This window comes from Halobacillus litoralis (assembly GCF_020171725.1).
Classification (GTDB): Bacteria; Bacillota; Bacilli; order Bacillales; family Halobacillaceae; genus Halobacillus; species Halobacillus litoralis_F.
In genome coordinates, this window is record NZ_JAIVAJ010000008.1 from 1 (window position 1) to 19,568 (window position 19,568).

The following is a 19,568-nucleotide window of genomic DNA, read 5'->3' on the forward strand; positions in this document are numbered from 1 at the left end:
ATTCAAAGGGAAGTCCTCCTTTTGATGTTTGTATTTGGTTGTACAAACGCATCATATCGGAGGGCTTCTTTTTTTACAAGGACCCCTTCATACAATCCCACAGGAATCTCCTGCGGGATTAACGGACCACGGCGAGATCCACTTAGGCTTTAGCCTAAGTTAGCTCGGCGTCCGCCGCGGAAAGCGAGCTATTTTCCACCCCACGACTCACTCTATTTTATTCAGAACCTTCTCAACAACTAAAAAGACTAACGCGACGGCGTTAGTCTCTCCATTTGGTCAACATCTCTTCTAACCTCTTCTTGGTCATATATGCTTTCTCCGAACTTCCGTAGAATTCAACGCTGAACGTACAATTTGCAAACAACTCGATATCTTTTATTTGGTGCATGTTCACAATGTAGGATTTATGTGCTCTGAAAAATTCATCCGGAAGCTCGCGGCCGATGTCTTTTAGCGATTGATGAGTATAGTAATCTTCAGTATTTGTAATAATTCTTGTACAACGTTGAGATGTTTCCATAAAAATAATGGATTCCAGACGTATAAAACTAACTCCTGATTTGCGTACGATAATCAACTTATTTTCGTCATTATAGTCGGTTGTAAGTATCATCTCAGTAGTCCCCATTTCTCAAGGAGGGATCTTAAAAAATGGAATCCTGAAGATGGTGAACCTGTTCTTCTCACCTCCAAGAGTGTTTTCATCAGTCGTGGCACTTTCAAGATAACGCTTTCTAACAAATGAGTCAATATTATCCATTAACTCTTAATTTGACCTTTACACAATTTACACTTCACTTTCCTTCGAACAGGAGGTGTCCGGATGATAACTTTGCTATAATTTGGGTACTATCAAACCTGAGGTGGATCATATGTTCAAAATTCTCATCATCGAAGACGACCTGACCTTATTCCAACAAATCCGGGACCGCCTTAAGCAGTGGTCTTATGACGTATATGGCATTGAAGATTTCAGCCAAGTGATGGAAACCTTCACATCGGTGAAGCCAGAACTTGTAGTGATTGATATTCAGCTTCCGAAGTATGACGGGTTTCACTGGTGCCGGCTTATCCGCGAGCATTCCAGCGTTCCGATTCTTTTCTTATCTTCCCGGGATCACCCGACCGATATGGTGATGTCGATGAATCTTGGAGCGGACGACTTCATTCAGAAACCGTTCCACTTTGATGTCCTCATCGCCAAAGTCCAGGCGCTGCTTCGCCGTGCGTATAATTACAATGCGGAATCGAACGAACTCAAGACGTTCAACGGAGCCAACGTCGATTTCGAGCAGAACCGGCTGACGAGCGATCATGGAACGATCGAACTGACGAAGAATGAGACGCTGATCTTGAAACTGCTCATCGAACAAAAAAATAAAGTGGTCAGCCGCGATACGCTGATCGAAAAGCTTTGGCAGGATGAACGTTTTATCAGCGACAATACGTTGACGGTCAATGTCAACCGCCTGCGCAAGCGACTTGGTGAAATCGGTCTTGAGAAAACCATTGAAACGAAAACCGGGCAGGGATATAAAGCTATTGAGAAGGTGAAACCATGATGCCCGCCTATCTCAGGGAAAAAATGAGCTGGATTGTGTTCATAGGCACACTTCAAGGATTCCTCCTCCTACTCAGTGCGCTCGATGCCACCATTCCATTCGAGTCTGTCCTTTATTACGTCTTCCTCTCAACGAGCGCTTTCCTCGTGTTTCTTTTTGTAAGGTACAAGAGAGAATCGGCTTTCTACCAGCAGTTGAAGGAGCGTGTGATGGATCAGGATGTCACGAGTATTCCAGAAGGGCTTCGTCCGTTTGAAAAAATCGTGGAGACGACATTGAAAGATGAAATGCACCAGCTTCAGCGCAGAGCTTCTACACTGCAGCGGGAGACCGAGGAAGAAAAAGACGAGCTGCTGGCATGGATTCATGAAGTGAAAACACCACTGACGGCGATGGACTTGATGCTTCAAGATATCGAGGACCCTGAGCTGAAACAGCCGTTGAAGTATGAATGGCTAAGAATCCATCTCCTTCTCGAGCAGCAGCTCCACCAAAAGCGCCTGCCTTTTATGGAGAAGGATATCTACATGGAACAAGTCGATTTGAAGCCGCTCTTATTCAACGAAATTAAGACCCTGCAATCCTGGTGCAGACAGAAAGGGATTGGCATCGAGATCGATTTGGAGGAAACGACCGTGCTGACCGATGCAAAGTGGGTGACGTTCCTCATCCGTCAGCTGCTCACCAATGCTGTGAAATACAGTGAGAACGCGGATATTCACATCACCTCAAGCCTTCAGAATCAACATGTTCACTTTGCAATCCAAGATTTCGGACGAGGCATCGACCCTAGTGACCTGCCGCGCATTTTTGAGAAAGGCTTCACGTCCACCTCCCATCACCACGACTCTAACTCGACAGGAATGGGTCTCTATTTAGCTGACCGGATCGCAAGGACGCTCAAAATCGATTTACAAATTGAATCCCAACTCCACAAAGGAACGACCGCCACCCTCACGTTCTCTAAGCCGAACGATTTTACGGAGCAAAAGAATTTCGTACAACCGACCACGAGCATGTGACAAAAACGTCACATGCTTTCCCTTTTTTGTTCGTTCAATCGAAGGAAACAAAGCAGAAAGCCTACTATACTGAACGTATCATCAAACGGGAGGAATGCACATGCCATTACTTGAAGCTGTGAAAATTCATAAAAGTTATGGAAATAAATTCACGAAACAGGAAGTGCTGAAAAGCATCGACCTGACGATTGAAAAAGGAGAGTTTGTCAGCATTATGGGTGCGTCAGGTTCAGGAAAAACGACGCTTCTCAACGTGCTCTCTTCCATCGATCAAGTCAGCCAGGGCTCGATTCAAATCGGAGATACAGAGATCACGACGAAGAGGGAGAAGGCACTGGCCGAGTTCAGAAAGCATCATCTCGGCTTTCTTTTTCAAGAGTATAACCTACTCGATACGTTGACGGTGAAGGAAAACATTCTTCTTCCGCTTCTCTGTGGCGAAGATTTCAAAGAAGGCGGCACAGAAGCAGTTTGATCAAATTGCAAAGGATCTTGGCATTGAAGATATCGCTCATAAATATCCAAATGAAATTTCCGGTGGACAGAAGCAGCGTACGTCAGCGGCACGTGCCTTCATTCACGAACCGAGCATCATATTTGCGGATGAACCGACGGGCGCACTGGATTCGAAGTCTGCCTCCAGCCTTTTGGACAAACTGAGCGAATTGAACGGCAAAAGGGACGCAACCATTACGATGGTGACCCACGACCCTGTCGCTGCCAGTTATGGCTCGCGCGTCATTTTTATCAAAGACGGTCAGATGTATACTCAGCTTTACAAAGGGGAGCAGACGCGCGAGGCTTTCTTGAAAGACATCATGAAGACCCAGGGCGTATTGGGAGGCGTTCACCATGACGCTTAATCAACTCATATGGAAAAGCTTTAAGAAGAATATAGGGCACTACTCTCTTTATATCTTTGCCCTGATTTTCAGCGTATCTCTATACTTTGCCTTTGTGACGATGAGCGCATCTCCGGATACCTCGTCCGCTCAGCAGACGACAACAGGAAGCGTCGGCATCAGACTAGCTTCCATCGTACTGATCGCGATTGTTGCGGTGTTTCTGTTATACGCCAACCGTATTTTCATTAAGAGACGAAGTCGTGAGATCGGTCTTTATCAGCTGATTGGAATGACGAAGAATCAAGTGTTCCGTGTTCTCAGTATCGAACACTTCCTGTTGTATTTCAGTTCGTTAGCCGTCGGCGTATTCATCGGTTTTGCAGGCTCGAAGTTTCTCGAGCTCATTTTGCTGAACATCACCGGGCAAACGGCGGTAGCATCCCTTGTGTTCTCGACTGAGGCGCTGGTCCAGACGCTGATTCTGTTCACCATCATCTACGCCCTCATCATGGTCTCAAACGCCTTGTTCATTCGAAAAAAGAGCATTCTGGACTTATTCAATGTCCGTGCCACTCGTGAAGGAAAGCGACAGTCCGTGGTCGAAGTGATCATCGGGGTTCTCGGAATCCTGCTTATTGGCACTGGTTATTACGTCTCGTCCGTGTTGTTCGATGGAGATATTGTACGTGTCGAACTTATCTTCGGAGCGATGCTGTTCATTTTATTTACCGTCATATTAGGGACTTATCTCTTTTATAAAGGGTCTGTTTCATTTATCGGACATTTGATCCGGAAGAAAAAAGGCGGCTATTTGAATGTGACAGAGGTGATTTCTCTATCCTCCATCCTATTCCGGATGAAATCGAACTCCCTTATGCTGACGGTCATCACAACGGTTTCGGCCCTTGCCATCGGGCTGCTTTCCTTGAGCTACATCACGTATTATTCTGCAGAAGAGACCGCAAAGGATATTGTTGCGGGCGACTTCGCCTTTATGGACCCCGATGGTTCAGAAGCGTTCATTCAAAAGCTTGAGCAGAATGGCATCGACTTTGAGGCCAATGAAATCGAAATCGTCCGTTCCAACCTGAATGTCAAAGAGCTCGTCCAAGCGGACCTTGACTCGTTCAATTTTGATGCCTCTGAAATGATTGTCGCGGTCATTGGTGACGAAGACGTTCCAAATCTCAACGTGGAAAAAGATGAAGTGGTGTTCTCTGGACGAAACGACTTGATGGAGAAGGTTGTGTCGCTTGAAGATACCGGTACTGTCCTGTTCGAGGGAGTCGGAGAGAAGCAGCTCACCGCAACAAAGGACGAATACTACATCAGTTACTTTTTCTCCAGTGGTGGTCTTCCAGCGGCTGTTGTCGACTCGGAAACTTTCACTCAAATCCAAGAGGCTCGTGATCCTGAGCTTCAGTTCGGAAGCAACGTTCAGGTAACGGTCAACATTGATGGAAATGGACAGTTAGAGGAAGCCAACAAACTGTTCAACGAAATGGAAAGCGGAGAATTACCCCAGTACTCCCGCTTGAACATGACCACCGATCAAAAACAAAGCATCGGTCTATCCTTGTTTATCATTGGATTCCTCGGGCTGACCTTCCTGATCACGTCAGGTTGTATTCTTTACTTTAAACAGGTGGATGAAAGCGAAGAAGAGAGAGCGAACTACACGATTCTACGAAAGCTCGGCTTTACACGGACAGACCTTCTACGAGGCATCATCCAGAAGCAGCTCTTCAACTTCGGCATCCCGCTTGCCATCGGACTGCTTCACAGCTATTTCGCTGTCCAATCAGGGTGGTTCATTTTCGGATCAGAGCTATGGGCACCGATGTTTATCGTCATGGGAATCTACGCATCGCTTTATTCTATTTTTGGACTCCTATCCATTCAGCATTATAGAAAAGTGATACGCACGTCTCTGCGTTAAGCATTCACTGCCGAAACATACAATGAACCCCGTCGAGAGCATGTCCATCCATGCACTCGTCGGGGTTATTGTCATGATTGATGCTTTATTCACTAAATGAACGCTGAACGTACGGATACAGGGGATCTTTCAAGTGAAATTCATACGTTTCCCCGTCCACGATTCCAACGACTTTGCTGCTATCATAAAGCTCAAGCAGGAACTGAGCCATTTCTTTCGCTGTATGGTACTGCTTCACATTGCCCTCATACTCAATGTCTTCTACATCCAACGAACGCTTCATGAACTCGGTTTCCGTTGCAGCAGGTGCCAGGACTTTCGCTTTCATTTCAGCACCTTTCCCTTGCAGCTCTTGAGCAAGTCCTTCTGTAAAGGCGCTGACGAAGAACTTGGTGGAGCAATAGGTGACCGCTCCTCCTACGATGTTGTAGCCGCCTGCTGATGAGATGTTTAACAGCTGTGTTCCTTCTTTATTTTCGTAATCCCGTGCGAACAAGGTAGAAAGAACCGTTAAAGCTTCCACATTCAATCGAATCATCTTCTGAATCTTATTTAAATCCTGTTCTGCTACAGGATCAAAGTTTCCAAACCCTGCATTGTTCACGAGTGTTTCCAGTTCATATTGCTTCAGGTCTTCATAAAGACCATGGACGCGTTCACTAACGGTCAAATCTTCCGGCTTCACAATGACATCCACATCATACTTCGCTTGAATGTCCGCTTTCAATTCTTCCAGTTTTCCCTCTCGACGTGCAACGAGGATCAAATTCTTCCCTCTTGCAGCAAATGCGATGGCAGCTTCATATCCAATTCCAGAACTAGCTCCTGTAATTACCGTATAAGTCATAGGTGAACCCTCCACTTTAGAATGTGTTACGCTATCATCATACAAATTCAAGTGCACTTGAAGTCAAGCTTGGTCACTTGGAGACACAGAAGGAGAGGACAGATCGATGTACACAATCAGCGAGGTAGCTGAAAAAACAGGGATTAAACCCCATACCCTCCGCTACTATGAAGAAGAAGGGATCATGCAATCCGAACGAACTCCATCAGGCATTCGAAGGTACACCGAGCAGCAAGTGGGCTGGCTGCGTTTTATTTTGAAGCTACGAGAAACGAACATGCCAGTCTCTCAAATCAAGCAGTACACGCATTATGTAAAAGAAGGGGACCATACAGCTTTGGACCGGCTACATTTACTTGAAGTCCACATGCAGAACATCCAGCAGCAAATGGCCGAATTACGAGAAACCGAGGCCATGTTGGAAAAGAAAGTGAAGATGTACAAAGAGATGATTCATACCACGGACACCCTCAAGTAATGCCCCTTTCACTCACTTTTTCAGTTCGACTGACACGATTTCCGGTCGGTTGAAAAGACGTTGGGGGAAGATGCTGTTGCCGAGGCCGCGACTCACGATCATTGTCGTACCGACCTCTTCATGCTTCCCTGACGTGTAAGCCGGAAATACGCCCTGTCCCGGGGCCACGAGTCCTCCGATGAAAGGGACTCGGAATTGACCCCCATGGGCGTGACCAGAAAATACGAGGTCCGCTCCCTGCTCCTGATAAAGGGAAAAGAACTCAGGTCGGTGGGACAACAAAATGGTGTACGATTCTCCACTTAGTGTTTGTACCACCCGTTCACTGAAAGAGCCTGAAAATGTGGGATCCTCTACCCCAGCAAGCGAAATCACCTCACCTTTCCTTTGGAGCTCGAGAGATTCATTCCTCAGGACATGAACCTCTTGTGCTTCAAGTTCTTCTATCAATTCTTTTGTTTTACCGGACCCCCGTTCATGATTTCCTGTCACAAAATAAACAGGAGCTGTGTTCTTCAATTGGGTTAAAAGCGTTACACCTGGTTCCAGTTGATTTCGACTCCGGTCGAGGAGATCACCAGTGAATACGATCAGGTCCGGATTCTGTTCTTCCACCCTCTCGATCAACCGCTTCTGATCTTCTCCGAACCATTTGCTGTGCAGGTCAGAGAGGTGCACGATTTTATATCCATCAAAGGCTTCCGGCAGTTCTTGATCGGTGACGATAATCTCTGTTTCACTCAGTATATTGTCTTCGATATAAAGAACGATAGCTGCTACCGTAATCGGCAGCAGCACCATCCATAACGTATAGAGTTTCCTCAAACCGTCATCGCTTCAAGCTCAGCAATTTCCTTTTGGATAAACTCCATCAGCTCCTGAATCATGTCGGCTGAGAAGTCGAACCTTATGCCGGCCGCTTCATAGACTTCATATAGTGACTTGGTATTCCCGAGGGAAAGCGCATATTTGTAACGCTCAAGCGTGCCTGATGGGTCTTCTTTGTATTGCTTATACATCTGCATCGCACCAAGCTGCGCGATGACATATTCCACATAGTAGAACGGCACTTCAAAGATATGAAGCGTAAACAACCACTCTTTCTTGCGCACGTCTTCATAGCCGCTCCAATCGACAACGCCGGAGGACAGCTCCTTCGAGATTTCCGCGAACTTCTCCATCCGCTCTTCCTTCGTATGATCCGGGTTCTCATACATCCAGTGCTGGAACTCATCCACACGGATTCCGGACGGCAGGAATCCGATCATGCCGCGCAGGACATCGAGCTTCGCCTGCTTCCACTCTTTCGTCGAATAAAAATGATCCCACTGATCCATCGAGATCAGCTCCATCGTCATGCTGGCAAGCTCCGACGATTCCATCGGCGTATCACGATCATAGGATAGCGGAAGGTGACGATTCAGATCATTGTGAATGCAGTGGCCCATCTCATGGAAAAGCGTCAACATATCATCATGGGTCTGTGACGCATTCATGAAAATAAACGAAAGCTCAGAAACCGGAAGCGGCGTACAGAACCCACCAGGTGACTTGTTCTTCCGTGTTTCAAGATCAAGCATGCCCTTCTCGTTCATCGTATCGATCAGTTCCTGGAAGCGTGGATCCAGTTGACCAAGTGCCTTTGACGTTTTCTCGACCAGCTCATCACGGGTCGTAAACGGCTTCAGCGGGGCTTCATCTGCCGGGACGGCTTTCCTGTCATAAGGCATGAGCGTATCGACTCCGAGCCTCTCCCTCTTTTGTTCATCAAGCTTTCGTGCAACAGGGACGACGTGTTCCCGAATCGATGCCGCCAGTCGCTTACAGTCTTCCGGCGTATAATCGAACCGCTCATACTTTTTGAACATGTAATCACGGTAATTCTCCAGTCCGCTGTTTGCCGCCTTCTTCTTACGTAGCTCCATCAGCTGATCCATAATCTCCTGCAGTTCCTCTTCAACCGTTTCAAGCGCGCCGAATATTTTTTCAAAAGCGGCCTGCCTTGCCTGACGGTCCGAGTCCTCCAGTATCGGAAACAGCTCAGGAATCGTCTTCTCTTCCCCGTTCCAATCGGCGGTCAGCCCACCCGTCAGTTCGAAGTAGCGCGTCGCCAGGCGGTCTTCTTCCACCTCAAGCTGCACGTTCTCTTCGTTGAAAAGCTTCAGTGCGTTCTCTTTGCTGCGCAACAGACGGCCATAATGCGCCTGATCCAGCTCGTCTTTGAACGGAGAACTCATCAGCTTCTCATCAAGCTTCGCTGCATAGATCTTAATCAAAGGTTCAATCTCTTTTTGATCATGCTCGAACTTCGCCTTCGCTTCTGCGTCCTGATTATGAGCCTGGAAGTCGATATAATGTCCATCCAGCGCCTCTCTCAGCTCATCGTAGAAGTCGGATACGTCCTTCAGCCATCCTTCCACTTCCTTAACGGTTGAAAGCTCTTGCTGAAGAAGTTGTTCTAATTTGGTTTGAATCGCTTCTGTGTTTTGTAAATCGTGTTTTTCTATGTAGATGGTACTCATGTTTGTTCCTCCTTTATATTTCCACTTAACAGTATTCGGGATTAGGAAAAAAAATCCTTCAAAAAAAGGAAGCCACCTGCAAAAACAGGTGGGCCTCTTCATTTTTCTATATAAACGATCTCAGGCTTAGGATGACTCAAAAATTCATGGTGGGAAATCGTCCAGGCATACGCGCCGGCATACTCGAACACGACCACGTCGCCCGCCCGAAGCTCATCCACATACTCACCGCGGACAAGTACATCATTCGGCGTACAGAGCTCTCCCGCAATGGTCACTTCATCCCGCGCAACCGTCGGCCTCAGGAACGGGTACGACCACTCCTCCACTGGCAGGACGTGAAACGGGTGACTCATTTTCCAAGCTGCAGGCAGACGCAGATGGTGCGTCCCACCGCGTATGACGGCAAAATTCTTTCCGTGGTTACGTTTCACATCCACGACCTCGGTCACATACGATCCGCAGGCCGCCGTCATGTAACGACCGATTTCGATGATCAGCTCCACATCAGCGGAGTCAAGCTCCTTCAACCCTTCAGCAAGGGTATCCCAGTCAAACGGCTCATCCGGGTTCCAATAGTTGATGCCGATTCCGCCTCCGATATCCACCACACGCGCATCCAATCCGAAGCGTTCGCGCCAGTCCGCTGACTTCTCCAAACAGAGACGGACGAATGCCACGTGCGCCTCTGCATCGAGGTTATTGGACATCGCGTGAAAATGGAAGCCGGCAATGTCAACGTGGCTCATTTCAAGTGCTTCAGCTAAAAACGGGGGGATGTCCCGCTCATCCACGCCGAACTGAGTCGGGACGCCCGACATCCGCAAATGACTGTTGCTGACATTCTCACTCAGATTGACCCGAACCAAAATCGGAACCGTGGTCCCCTTCTGCTCCGCGATAAAGTTAAGCCGGCGCAGCTCATGGAAGCTCTCCACATTCAAGTACTCTACGCCAGACTCGATTGCCGCTTCAATCTCTACGTTTTTCTTAGAAGGACCGCCGAATATCATCGGCTTTTCCGACACCGCTTCGACCTTATCCATCTCCCCGGCAGAGGCCACCTCAAATCCATCCACGATCGGTTCCAGCGCCTCGAGAATCGGCTGATCAGAGTTCGCCTTCACCGCGTAATAGAAACGGCATCCACTAGGAAGACTCGACTTCAATCCTTCCGCATGGTCACGCAATCCGTTCAAATCGTACACATAAGCACAAACGGGTTCATCCGATGTTCGATTCATTAGATAATGTTCTACTGCATTCATAACTCATTCCTCTTTCTATGATAAAGGGTTCGGTACTTCTGTGTAGTCGTATTCTTTCCGGTCGGTCAGCCTCATCTTCGTCAAAGACTTGTGCATGACCGTCGGCTGAAACAGAAAGCCACGATCCACCGCCACCTCTTCTTCCAAGCCTTCAAGCTGATCCAACGTCTCTTCACACACCTTCTTCACCAGCTCCCAATACACCGACTCGTCATCCGCAAGCTGACGGATGATTTCCCCGATATGATTCTGAAAAACGGTGTAATACAGCTTGTTGTGCATATCGGACACGTCATCCGTCACCGAAACAGAGCCTTCCGCAAACGCCGCCTCGATTCCCTGCTTCAAGAGCCTCGGCTTATAAATACGGGAGCCACCCCAATCTCGGAAGAAGAAGCGCGAAATCTTCCCGTTCCGAAAGACCGGCACGCTGTTCTGCAAATGCCCCTCAAGCGCCACCCCGTACTTCACCATCAGCGTAAGATAACCCGGCAGCACCGTCCGGATATATTGTTCAAAAAAGTGAAGAGGCGTCTGACCCGAGGCTTCTACAAGCTCCTCCAGAACCGTCTTCCCACTCATCGGCGACGTGGCATACAACGCCATCCCAGCGACCGCCACTTCCCCCTCTTCCAAGTTCGCATCCACACTCTCACGGATCAGCATCGTCAAATTCCGCTTCTTCAACGCATCAGAAGACTTGAACGCAGCCCCCTTCGTCTCATTCAACGGAACAAAACGAGGCAGCGGATCCCGTTCCAAGATACGCTCCATCATCTCCGTAAACACACGCGAATTAAGCGCCGTCTGAGGAGAAATCGATCGCACCGTCGACGTCATCTGACTGTTCACCGCAAGCTTCAACACCGGCGTATCCTCCCCGTGCGGACTCACCGTCCGGAACGAAGACGTCGCATCCGCCATCAGCCGGACCTCTTTTAATAAAATGACTTCATCCGCTTCGATTTCCGTACGGTAGATGTCCGGAATCGCATGCTCGAACTGCCATGGGTGCACCGGCAGAACGTCATAATCCACTGCCCTGTACCCGCGGTCGTGGAGCTCCGCTTGTGCTTTCTCCCACTCACCAGGAAAATCATCTCTCAGCACAGGAGTGGCGTCCGTCGAAACGAGATGCGTCCGTTTGACCGCAACGAAACGCACGTCGAACGGCCTGTGGTATTCCGGCGCATATCGCTCCACGTCTTCATAAGACAAGCCGAGCTTTGTTTTGGCCCCCGGATGAAGGTGATGCCCTTCAAGTACCAGCTGTTCATAAAAGAGACTAGCAGAAAAGGCCGGATTCAAGGCGCGCTCTTTTTGCACGACGTCCATCGTGTTCCGCGCATCAAAAGGCTTCTTCCACACTTGATTCCTGACTAACGCTAGCGTCATATTGGCTGTCCCGTTATCCAGTTCCTCTTTGAACCTTGTGACATTCGGATAGTCGTGTTCCTGAAACAGACGGTCCACCAGCTCAGAAGCCGTCTGAATGGTCTTTACCTCGTGGTCATCCACGTATAAAAGATCTTCACACGTCTCGACGCGCCTGAAGGAGTACTCGTTCAAAATCGGAAATACGATAGCGTACCCCTCAAGAGGCACCAGCTTATAGACGAGATCGGAGCGAAGCGGATACCGTTCAAGCTGCTGGGCATACGGTGTCGCAACGCCGCTCCGCAGATCCACTGCCTTCGAATACAAGCCGTCTATATTTTCCCGAAGGATGGCAGAGGCCAATTTATGAAGGATGCTCCGCCGCCCTTGGTCAAGCTGGTCCATAAATGCCGGTGCATCGTCCGGGTGGTGCTCCATTAGATAGCGAAGGCACTTCTGTTCTTCCGGAAGCAGATCGGTCATTTGTTTCGTTTGTAATGGCATCGTCATCGTTTCGGCACCTCGCTTCCCAACCGCAATGGGTTGTGAACTTGAACGTACATGTTGTCTGTATACCGATCCGACAGACGCATCTTCACGAGCGCCTTCATCGGCAGTGTATCGGAAAATAACAACGCTTCGTCTTCTTTTGCATCCGGCGTCTCTTCTCGAAGGGTCAGGTACGTGCTCTTTATGACGTCTACGACCTGTGCCCACAAATCCGCTTCTTCTAGGTTTCGTTTACGTGTCAAGGCGACGATCATCTCTCCCAGATGGTTATGAAGGAGCGCATGAGAAAAGATGCTGATCAACTCGGAGACATCGTCAGTCAGAAGGTTCGTACTCGGATCAATCTCTGTGTCAGCAACTTGCTTAAGGCGGTCATTCATCACACGCACACCTCCGTAATCGCGCAGTATCACTCGTTTCGGTCTGGCGTTTTCGAAAACGACGACAACGTTTTGCAAATGCGCTTCCATACTCACCCCGTACTTCGTCATCAGTGTCAAAAGACCGGGCAGAAGAACCGAGGCGTACTGCCTGATCCATTTTTCCGGCTCAATCTGCTGATACTCGATGGCATCTTCAAGGATCAGGTCACCGGTGAACGGCGAGTCGGCCATCAGAGAAGCGGCCGAAATGGCGGTTTCCCCTTCCTTCAATGTACGTTCCGGATTCTCACGTAGAATGGCAGCCAGATTCTTCTGGTCCACTTCATCTCCCGGCACATAATGAATGCCGGCAGACTCCTTCATCACAGAAACCGGATGATCCATCTCGTCAAACACACCGCACAGTACCTTCGACAGCGTCGGGCCGTTTTTCGTAGACGCTGGAGACACCGTCCGTACGGCGCTCGTCATCTGGATATTGACCGCCGTTTTGATGTGGTGTTTTTTTCGATTGTGAAGCGGCGCCAATGTCCGGAATGAAATGAGCGCTGCTGTTGGGATTCGTGCTCGATCAAGCGCGACAAGATCCCCTCTACGCAAGGCTTCCTGATACCGCTTTTGAATCGTGTGCTCCCACTGCCAAGGATGGACAGGAATCAACTCATACGATTCCGGATCAAGCCCGCGTTCATAGAAGGCATGCTCCACTTCCGGATACTCCTCGAACAGGATTTCCCTCGGCGAAGCCCCTGTCTTGTTGTAAAGCCCTTGCCGGACAGCAACCGGAATCACTTCCGGCCGTCCCTCCCACTCGGGGGCGTATGCTTTAAGGTCGTCGTCATTCAAACCAAGCCGCGTTCTCGAGCCCGGATGGATCGTATGACCTTGGATGACCCACTGCTCCAGGAACGTGAGTGGACTGAATGATTCGTCCTCTTTTTGTTGGTTTATATACTCAAACACATTCGATGACACCCCAAGCTCAGCACGGCGTCTCTCAGCGCTCTCTAACGCCAGGGCATAGTTGTGTACGCTATTATGAATCTCATCCTCGAACCTCTTCTCCAAAGAGAGCCGTTCCAGCAGTTCCGCCGGAGATGAGAGAGTTTTATTTTTTGTGTAAACGGATTGAATATCCAAATGACCCAGTGTATATCTTTTATCGATACGGATAAAAATATCATCCTCTAACGACCACTTCAGCGTATGCTCGGTCACCCACTCATACGGCATGACCTCTTCACGGATCAAGGCCTGCACAAGCTGGTGAAGCACCGATCTTTCGGCTTCCTTCTTTTCCTTCATTTTCTTTCACCTCAATGGGGTCGTTTGTCTATGATCTTCTTATTCCCTGATTAGAACTATTATAATCAAGCTGACGGGTCGGGGAAAGCATTCTGATCGGCTTAGGGGTGTGGAAGGATCGGGACTATGATGGCCTATTTGGTGTGTTGCTTGTCTCATAAAATGAGTTATGGGACTGTGAGATTCCCTGTTGGCTTGTTGGACGTCCCATTAAAAGAGAATTGGAACTGTGAGATCCGCCATTAGCGCGTGGGCTGTCCCATTAAATGATATATGGGACTGCAAGACTCCAGATTGGCGCGTTGCTTGTCCCATTAAGAGATTTATGGGACTGGGACCATCGCAACCGGCATCCGACCTGTCCCATAAAGGTTCAAGCGAAGATTTCAGAAACTGTCTGCTTACGAAAAAAAACAATCCATCTTACATAGTGTACGAACCGAGATCGCATCAATATGCCAGTATGCCTGCCCAAAGTTGTCCCGATTAAGGAAATCCTTTATAATTGATAATAGTTATCATTCTGAAAAGTGGGAGTTTTTTTATGAAGACGATTTTCGAACAACTTCAAAACGACCACCGCCTTTATATAGGGGATGAGTATTCGGAACATATGGATTACCGGGTCGACGATCTGATCAACGACCGTATCGCACTGAAGGAGCTTTTGAACAAGCAGAACAAAGGCATCGAGGCCCCGAGCCTTTCGATTACCGGCCTGCTGTTCGGGAAAATGTACTCTGTTTTTGCCATGGGGTTCTTTGAGATGATGGTGACGCACGGGGTTATTCTTGATGCAGACCCGTCTCAAGTCGGGATTGAGCTCGAGGAGAAAAACAAAATGAATTACGTGTTACCTGAAGCGGCCGTAAAGCCGTTGAAGGAGCTTTCGGAAGAGGAAGTTCAAGAGCGGATCCTCACTTTCATCACGGGTCATATCCAGCCGCTATTCCAGCAGGTTGCGAAGGTCTCACGATGCAAGTCGACGCACATGCGCTCCATCGTGTCCCATAACCTTCATCAGCGGAAGTGTGCACTCGTGAAGCAGTATCCGGAGCGAGAGGAAATGATTGAACAGCTGTTTCATTGGATGACTTCACACGAACTGTTCAGCCGAAACCGCCGCAATCCGCTTCACTTCGATTTCCGCTATTACACGGCGGACAACGGGAAAGAAACGTATGTACGAAGACACTGCTGTATGAAATATATGCTTCATAACGCCAACAAAGCCAAATGCTGCCCGACGTGTCCGCTGATCAGTGACGAGGAGCGGGACGAACGATTATAGCTGGCAACGAAAACTTTTCACACAAAACTCTCAGAGTTCAACGCTCTGAGAGTTTTGTATTCTGTAAGCTGTTCTCACATAAACTTGCGGCAAACATGAGTCGTATGCAGGCGTTCGAAACCTATAGAGGAATACAGATTTTCAGCAGCTTCATTTCCCGTCACATAACAAAGCCGAACTTCCGGATACCCCTCACTCAGTAATGTATTCACACCGAATTTCAAGGCTTCCCGTCCGTATCCCTTCCCTTGATGATCAGGCGCAACCATCAGGTTCTCGATTTCTCCATCACCTACTGTCACGGATGCCACAACTTCCTCACCTTGAACGACGACATACACCCTATCTTTGTTTTTCAGCTGATACTGTTTCACAATGTCATCTGAGGCTGTATATGGTTTGATGTCCACCTTCTCATGGAGGTCGTAATAGGCATCCTGCACGACCTTTCGAAAGCTTTCATACAACACATTGTCATACTTCACAAATTCACCGTTCGTTTTAGAGAACGGTTTTCCTCTATAGATCAATTCCGGAGAACTCCACCACTTCACAAATCCCATGCTTTCCGCAAACTGAAGACCATCCTCCTGGCTCTCACTGAGATATACGCTTACAAAATCGGAATCCCTTTCAGCAATCAGCTTCTCGGTTTCTTTATACAGATTCGCACCCAAGCCACTTCGTCGGTACTCTGGATCTATATACAAACTCATTTGCGCAATGGATTCCTCACTATTTTCATACGTAGAGTAGCAAGAGACCCCTTTGACTCCGCTTTGTTCATAAACCAACACCTGCTCAGCGTTTCCGATGTCCTCCTTCAACTTCTCCCCTGTTCCGGTTTCTAGTTTGCTCATTAAGTTTTCAAGACTTTCACAATCATCTCGATTATAAAAACGAATCATAACGAAGCCCCTCTTTAAAATGGTTATTGCCTGATTTGATTCAGGTAAAGGATAAGTGGGATCATACAAAAAGCGAGCATCCCGAAAGACATGAGTCCAATTGTTTGAACAAAATAAGGATCATTGAAGGAGTTGAGCGTTCCTCCTGCCATCCCATAAGAAAAAGCCAGCGCTGAAACCACCAGATTTACGATAAGCAACTTCGAGAATTCGTTTTTCTTTCCCTTGACCTTGAAAAAGGCCATGCCGCCAAGTAAGATGCCGGCGTTGACAAGAAAGCCGAGAAATAAGAAAAGATAAAACATGCTCCAACCTCCTGCTTACATAATGATCAATCAGCCACTCATGTATTAAAACTTCAACAATTCCCTCTATTTTCCTTTTGGCATGTATAAAAATATATAAGTTCCCCCAATAAAGAAGAGACCCTTTTCAATTAAGGGTCTCTTCTTTATTGAGATAACACATCATTTTTGTATTACCAGATGTATTCAACAAATTCAGGATGGTCAATGAATGGATTGCGGTTGCCTTGATAATCCGCGTAGATGATTTCGTTACGATTACGTTCGAATTCACTCACCGGATCCATTTCGTGCCACTGTTTCAGAACAGACAGTTTCCCTAAATAAGGACCGTTTGTACCTGTGTAGTTAGCGATTTCCAAGTCAACTTCTCCTGCACCCCCTTCATAGCGCACAGCCATGTAGAAGATCATACGGGCTACGTCGCCCTTCACTTCATCGCGCGGTTCCCAGGAATCAGAGTCATAGAAGTTTTCTGGTGCTTCTGCTAGAGGACTTCCACCATTATCAAAGTCTAAGTTGCCGCGGGATGAGTTGATGGATACATCCGTTGGGCGTAGGTGGTGAATATCTGTTCCAGGTCCTCTTGATGTGCCGAAATCACCGTGCGACTTAGCCCAGACGTGCTCACGGTTCCATTCGTCGACGAAGCCGCCATTTTCGTACTTGGAAATGGAATCACCTGAATAAAGAAGGACGACGTTGTTTGCATTATAAGGGTCTTCATCTGTGTCACGAAGCGCTCCCCAAACGTCACTATACGAAAGCTCTGTGTGATCATCAATGATGTTGTGCAGGGCCGCCTTAAGCGAAGACCCTGTCAGGCCGTCTGCATTTTCATAGTACCCACTTACAGATGGACCCCCATTGTCACTGCCTCCATCATCCGTAGTCGCTGCCGTGATCGAGCTTACATTTTCAATACCCTTGTGGCTGAAATAGGGGTCGACTACACCTTGGACTTGAATGAGCTCGCCCATTTTTCCAGGGTTGCTCTGCAGCCCCCATTCACTGCGATAAGCGGAATCCAGCTTCACGAGAACCATCTCGTTCATATTGGTTTCAGAAGGACTGTCCGCCAAGGCCAATGCATAGTTACTCGTAAAACCACTTTGCTGCACTTCAGTTGTGGAAACCGGAACCCCCACGATGTACCCTTCTACCGTCACACTAGAACCATTCGACTGATACAAGGTCTCCTGAACCGTCAACGCTCCCGCCGCATGAACGGTACCTACCGTCATCAATACAAACGCAAAACAAACCATGAAAAGCTTCTTCATTTTTTCTCGACTCCTTGCCTATGTAATAACGTGCGTACATACTATTCGAGATAAATGAATGTATACCTGCTTTTTACGAGGATCTTTTCAAAACAGGAACATATGCTTAACATAGTCTCAATATTATCCATAGAAAAAGGTTGATCTCCTAATCGAAATCAACCTTTTCTCTACTCTCTAGAAGATCAATCTACTTCTCCCCACTCCGGGTTCCATACGATCTCCCAAAGGTGTCCATCCGGATCTTGAAAATGACCGGAATAACCACCCCAAAATGTATCATGGGCAGGATCTGTGATGACCGCTCCAGCATTCTCCGCTTGCTGCATGATCGCGTCGACCTCTTCTTTACTGTTCACATTATGCCCAAGAGTGAACTCGGTCGGACTCGGGCTTCCGACTTCCACCTTCGTCTCGTGAGCAATGTCCTTACGGTTCCAGATCGCCAGTTTCAGACCAGCATGCATATCAAAAAACGCGACGGCACCGTGGTCAAACTCCTCACCAACGATCCCTTCAGTCGGAAAGCCTAAGCCGTCCCTGTAGAAATGCAAAGCTCTTCTAAGGTCATCGACCCCGATTGTGATGACAGATACTTTTGGTTTCAATGGTCTTCCTCCTTACTATGATTACACGTATAAACGTAACACATGCTGAGGACCTTTCCGGCCTTCATATACCTCTCCTCCACTCCTGTTACTAAAATTCTGCAAAGACCGGTAACTTCACTTGGAGATGGTCTTCGTTCACTTCCCCTCGAACCATCAAACAGTCAGGCGACGAATACTCCCGTACTTCAAAATCCGCATCAAACTTGTCCGGGGACATAAACAAATGGACTTCTTCAAACGGTTCCCGGATCCATGAACAGACCTCATCCAATTCAGGCAGTGTCTCCCCGATGACATCAAACAACTCAAGCCTTCCCTCGAGCACTTCATACATAACAAGCACATCACGCGAAGGAGAATAATAGAGCAGCTCCTTAAGAAAAGGATTGTACACATTCAAATAAAAGGAATGTTCATAGTTTAAGGGATAGAACACCGATGAGCTGGGCGTATTGTTTCTGAAGAGCCTTTGGATAATCCCCAAATCTTCCACATCAAAAGGGTCGATTGGCCGCAAGTCACTGCTTCCTGAACCCTGATGAGTTCTTTTTTTCACAAAATAATATTCTTTAAGTACACTGAATCCGAATTTCTCGTATAAAACAGGGTCGGATGTCACTAAAAAAGCGAGCCGCCCTTCAGCATCTATGTCTTTTACAGCCTTGTTCATCAGGTCTGCCATTCGTCCGGTTCCTCTGTATTCCGGATGGGTCATGACGGATTGAATCCCTATCGCCTGCCTGTGGTTTCCGTCCAAAAGAATCGGCCATTGAAAAGTGGACACATTGGCGACGGCACGCCCTTCCACAAAGTATGAATAAGGCTTGTAGGACGGGTCCCAAAAACCTCTGGAGTGGAAATCCTTGAAGGTGGAAAAAGGAATATCAAACACGGTCTCGAACAATGGATACAACCCTTCCCGAAGGCTTTTATTATTTGAGTAATCTGTTTCGTAAGTAAGTCGGTTAATGCTTGTCTCCTCCTCTTTCATTAGAATCTACCATGACAGGTTGTGACTTGGCATAGATAACCCTCCTTTTTCTACCAATTATAGATGAACCCCTTACAAAGACCAATCCCTACTAAAAAACAGGAACAGCCTGAAGCTG

At 47.8% G+C, this 19,568-nt stretch carries 17 protein-coding genes and 1 pseudogene; 6 read left to right on the plus strand and 12 right to left on the minus strand.

All coding sequences use genetic code 11. The features are described from left to right. Nucleotides 1-262 precede the first annotated feature (262 nt). A complete protein-coding gene (locus tag LCM20_RS20265; protein ID WP_412098007.1) occupies nucleotides 263-631 on the minus strand; it encodes a LytTR family DNA-binding domain-containing protein in 369 nt (122 codons plus the stop codon). A 244-nt stretch (nucleotides 632-875) separates the two neighbouring features. Here LCM20_RS20265 and LCM20_RS16010 point away from each other — a divergent pair, with 244 nt between their 5' ends. The 4 genes and pseudogenes from LCM20_RS16010 to LCM20_RS16025 all read left to right on the plus strand — a co-directional run bounded on the left by LCM20_RS16010 (nucleotide 876) and on the right by LCM20_RS16025 (nucleotide 5,371). Continuing rightward, nucleotides 876-1,565: a response regulator transcription factor gene (locus tag LCM20_RS16010; protein ID WP_225196659.1), complete on the plus strand. Its 690-nt coding sequence runs from the start codon at nucleotides 876-878 to the stop codon at nucleotides 1,563-1,565. Further along, nucleotides 1,562-2,587 carry a sensor histidine kinase gene (locus tag LCM20_RS16015; RefSeq protein ID WP_225196504.1) on the plus strand — a complete coding sequence of 342 codons (1,026 nt, stop codon included), beginning with the start codon at nucleotides 1,562-1,564 and terminating at the stop codon, nucleotides 2,585-2,587. The genes LCM20_RS16010 and LCM20_RS16015 overlap by 4 nt, the downstream gene beginning before the upstream one ends. A gap of 100 nt (nucleotides 2,588-2,687) precedes the next feature. Next, nucleotides 2,688-3,450, plus strand: a pseudogene (locus LCM20_RS16020) (ABC transporter ATP-binding protein). Next, a complete protein-coding gene (locus LCM20_RS16025) occupies nucleotides 3,440-5,371 on the plus strand; it encodes an ABC transporter permease (protein ID WP_225196505.1) in 1,932 nt (643 codons plus the stop codon). Before LCM20_RS16020 ends, LCM20_RS16025 begins: the two are co-directional and overlap by 11 nt. Nucleotides 5,372-5,456: 85 nt before the next feature. Here LCM20_RS16025 and LCM20_RS16030 read toward each other — a convergent pair whose 3' ends face one another. Further along, nucleotides 5,457-6,218, minus strand: coding sequence for an SDR family NAD(P)-dependent oxidoreductase (locus tag LCM20_RS16030; RefSeq protein WP_225196506.1), 762 nt, complete (start codon nucleotides 6,216-6,218; stop codon nucleotides 5,457-5,459). 106 nt (nucleotides 6,219-6,324) lie between these two features. On the opposite strand from LCM20_RS16030, the gene LCM20_RS16035 reads away from it, so the two are divergent. Then, the gene (locus LCM20_RS16035) at nucleotides 6,325-6,696 is read left to right on the plus strand and encodes a MerR family transcriptional regulator (RefSeq protein ID WP_225196507.1); all 372 of its coding nucleotides are present in this window, start codon (nucleotides 6,325-6,327) and stop codon (nucleotides 6,694-6,696) included. Nucleotides 6,697-6,708: 12 nt separating this feature from the next. On the opposite strand, the gene LCM20_RS16040 is transcribed toward LCM20_RS16035, so the two are convergent. The 5 genes from LCM20_RS16040 to LCM20_RS16060 form a co-directional block, all read right to left on the minus strand. After that, entirely contained in the window at nucleotides 6,709-7,521 is an 813-nt protein-coding gene (locus LCM20_RS16040; RefSeq protein WP_225196508.1) for a metallophosphoesterase, read from the minus strand. Continuing rightward, nucleotides 7,518-9,218 (minus strand): M3 family oligoendopeptidase, encoded by a 1,701-nt coding sequence (locus LCM20_RS16045; RefSeq protein WP_225196509.1) that lies wholly within the window; start codon nucleotides 9,216-9,218, stop codon nucleotides 7,518-7,520. Before LCM20_RS16045 ends, LCM20_RS16040 begins: the two co-directional genes overlap by 4 nt. A 98-nt stretch (nucleotides 9,219-9,316) precedes the next feature. Next, nucleotides 9,317-10,486, minus strand: coding sequence for a type III PLP-dependent enzyme (locus LCM20_RS16050; protein ID WP_225196510.1), 1,170 nt, complete (start codon nucleotides 10,484-10,486; stop codon nucleotides 9,317-9,319). Between the two features lie 15 nt (nucleotides 10,487-10,501). After that, nucleotides 10,502-12,373 (minus strand): IucA/IucC family protein, encoded by a 1,872-nt coding sequence (locus LCM20_RS16055; protein WP_225196511.1) that lies wholly within the window; start codon nucleotides 12,371-12,373, stop codon nucleotides 10,502-10,504. Further along, on the minus strand, nucleotides 12,370-14,061 hold the full coding sequence (locus LCM20_RS16060; protein ID WP_225196512.1) for an IucA/IucC family protein: 1,692 nt from the start codon (nucleotides 14,059-14,061) through the stop codon (nucleotides 12,370-12,372). The genes LCM20_RS16055 and LCM20_RS16060 overlap by 4 nt, the downstream gene beginning before the upstream one ends. Nucleotides 14,062-14,605: 544 nt before the next feature. On the opposite strand from LCM20_RS16060, the gene LCM20_RS16065 reads away from it, so the two are divergent. Continuing rightward, on the plus strand, nucleotides 14,606-15,352 hold the full coding sequence (locus tag LCM20_RS16065; RefSeq protein ID WP_225196513.1) for a hypothetical protein: 747 nt from the start codon (nucleotides 14,606-14,608) through the stop codon (nucleotides 15,350-15,352). Nucleotides 15,353-15,426: 74 nt separating this feature from the next. Here the strand turns inward: LCM20_RS16065 and LCM20_RS16070 are convergent, their stop codons facing one another. The 5 genes from LCM20_RS16070 to LCM20_RS16090 form a co-directional block, all read right to left on the minus strand. Further along, entirely contained in the window at nucleotides 15,427-16,212 is a 786-nt protein-coding gene (locus LCM20_RS16070; protein ID WP_225196514.1) for a GNAT family N-acetyltransferase, read from the minus strand. 71 nt (nucleotides 16,213-16,283) lie between these two features. Then, a complete protein-coding gene (locus LCM20_RS16075; RefSeq protein ID WP_225196515.1) occupies nucleotides 16,284-16,565 on the minus strand; it encodes a hypothetical protein in 282 nt (93 codons plus the stop codon). A gap of 173 nt (nucleotides 16,566-16,738) precedes the next feature. Then, complete coding sequence (locus tag LCM20_RS16080; RefSeq protein ID WP_225196516.1) at nucleotides 16,739-17,848, minus strand: endonuclease; 1,110 nt, start codon at nucleotides 17,846-17,848, stop codon at nucleotides 16,739-16,741. Between the two features lie 185 nt (nucleotides 17,849-18,033). Then, on the minus strand, nucleotides 18,034-18,456 hold the full coding sequence (locus LCM20_RS16085) for a VOC family protein (protein ID WP_225196517.1): 423 nt from the start codon (nucleotides 18,454-18,456) through the stop codon (nucleotides 18,034-18,036). A 91-nt stretch (nucleotides 18,457-18,547) separates the two neighbouring features. Next, nucleotides 18,548-19,372, minus strand: coding sequence for a GNAT family N-acetyltransferase (locus LCM20_RS16090; protein ID WP_225196518.1), 825 nt, complete (start codon nucleotides 19,370-19,372; stop codon nucleotides 18,548-18,550). Nucleotides 19,373-19,568 lie beyond the last annotated feature (196 nt).

Excerpts from the sequence above, each read along its gene's own strand:
- LCM20_RS16070 (WP_225196514.1), bottom strand. The coding sequence starts at position 16,212 with ATGAGCAAACTAGAAACCGGAACAGGGGAGAAGTTGAAGGAGGACATC.
- LCM20_RS16035 (WP_225196507.1), top strand. The coding sequence starts at position 6,325 with ATGTACACAATCAGCGAGGTAGCTGAAAAAACAGGGATTAAACCCCAT.
- LCM20_RS16055 (WP_225196511.1), bottom strand. The coding sequence starts at position 12,373 with ATGACGATGCCATTACAAACGAAACAAATGACCGATCTGCTTCCGGAA.
- LCM20_RS16075 (WP_225196515.1), bottom strand. The coding sequence starts at position 16,565 with ATGTTTTATCTTTTCTTATTTCTCGGCTTTCTTGTCAACGCCGGCATC.
- LCM20_RS16065 (WP_225196513.1), top strand. The coding sequence starts at position 14,606 with ATGAAGACGATTTTCGAACAACTTCAAAACGACCACCGCCTTTATATA.
- LCM20_RS16015 (WP_225196504.1), top strand. The coding sequence starts at position 1,562 with ATGATGCCCGCCTATCTCAGGGAAAAAATGAGCTGGATTGTGTTCATA.
- LCM20_RS16025 (WP_225196505.1), top strand. The coding sequence starts at position 3,440 with ATGACGCTTAATCAACTCATATGGAAAAGCTTTAAGAAGAATATAGGG.
- LCM20_RS16010 (WP_225196659.1), top strand. The coding sequence starts at position 876 with ATGTTCAAAATTCTCATCATCGAAGACGACCTGACCTTATTCCAACAA.
- LCM20_RS16030 (WP_225196506.1), bottom strand. The coding sequence starts at position 6,218 with ATGACTTATACGGTAATTACAGGAGCTAGTTCTGGAATTGGATATGAA.
- LCM20_RS16045 (WP_225196509.1), bottom strand. The coding sequence starts at position 9,218 with ATGAGTACCATCTACATAGAAAAACACGATTTACAAAACACAGAAGCG.
- LCM20_RS16080 (WP_225196516.1), bottom strand. The coding sequence starts at position 17,848 with ATGAAGAAGCTTTTCATGGTTTGTTTTGCGTTTGTATTGATGACGGTA.
- LCM20_RS16050 (WP_225196510.1), bottom strand. The coding sequence starts at position 10,486 with ATGAATGCAGTAGAACATTATCTAATGAATCGAACATCGGATGAACCC.
- LCM20_RS20265 (WP_412098007.1), bottom strand. The coding sequence starts at position 631 with ATGGGGACTACTGAGATGATACTTACAACCGACTATAATGACGAAAAT.
- LCM20_RS16060 (WP_225196512.1), bottom strand. The coding sequence starts at position 14,061 with ATGAAGGAAAAGAAGGAAGCCGAAAGATCGGTGCTTCACCAGCTTGTG.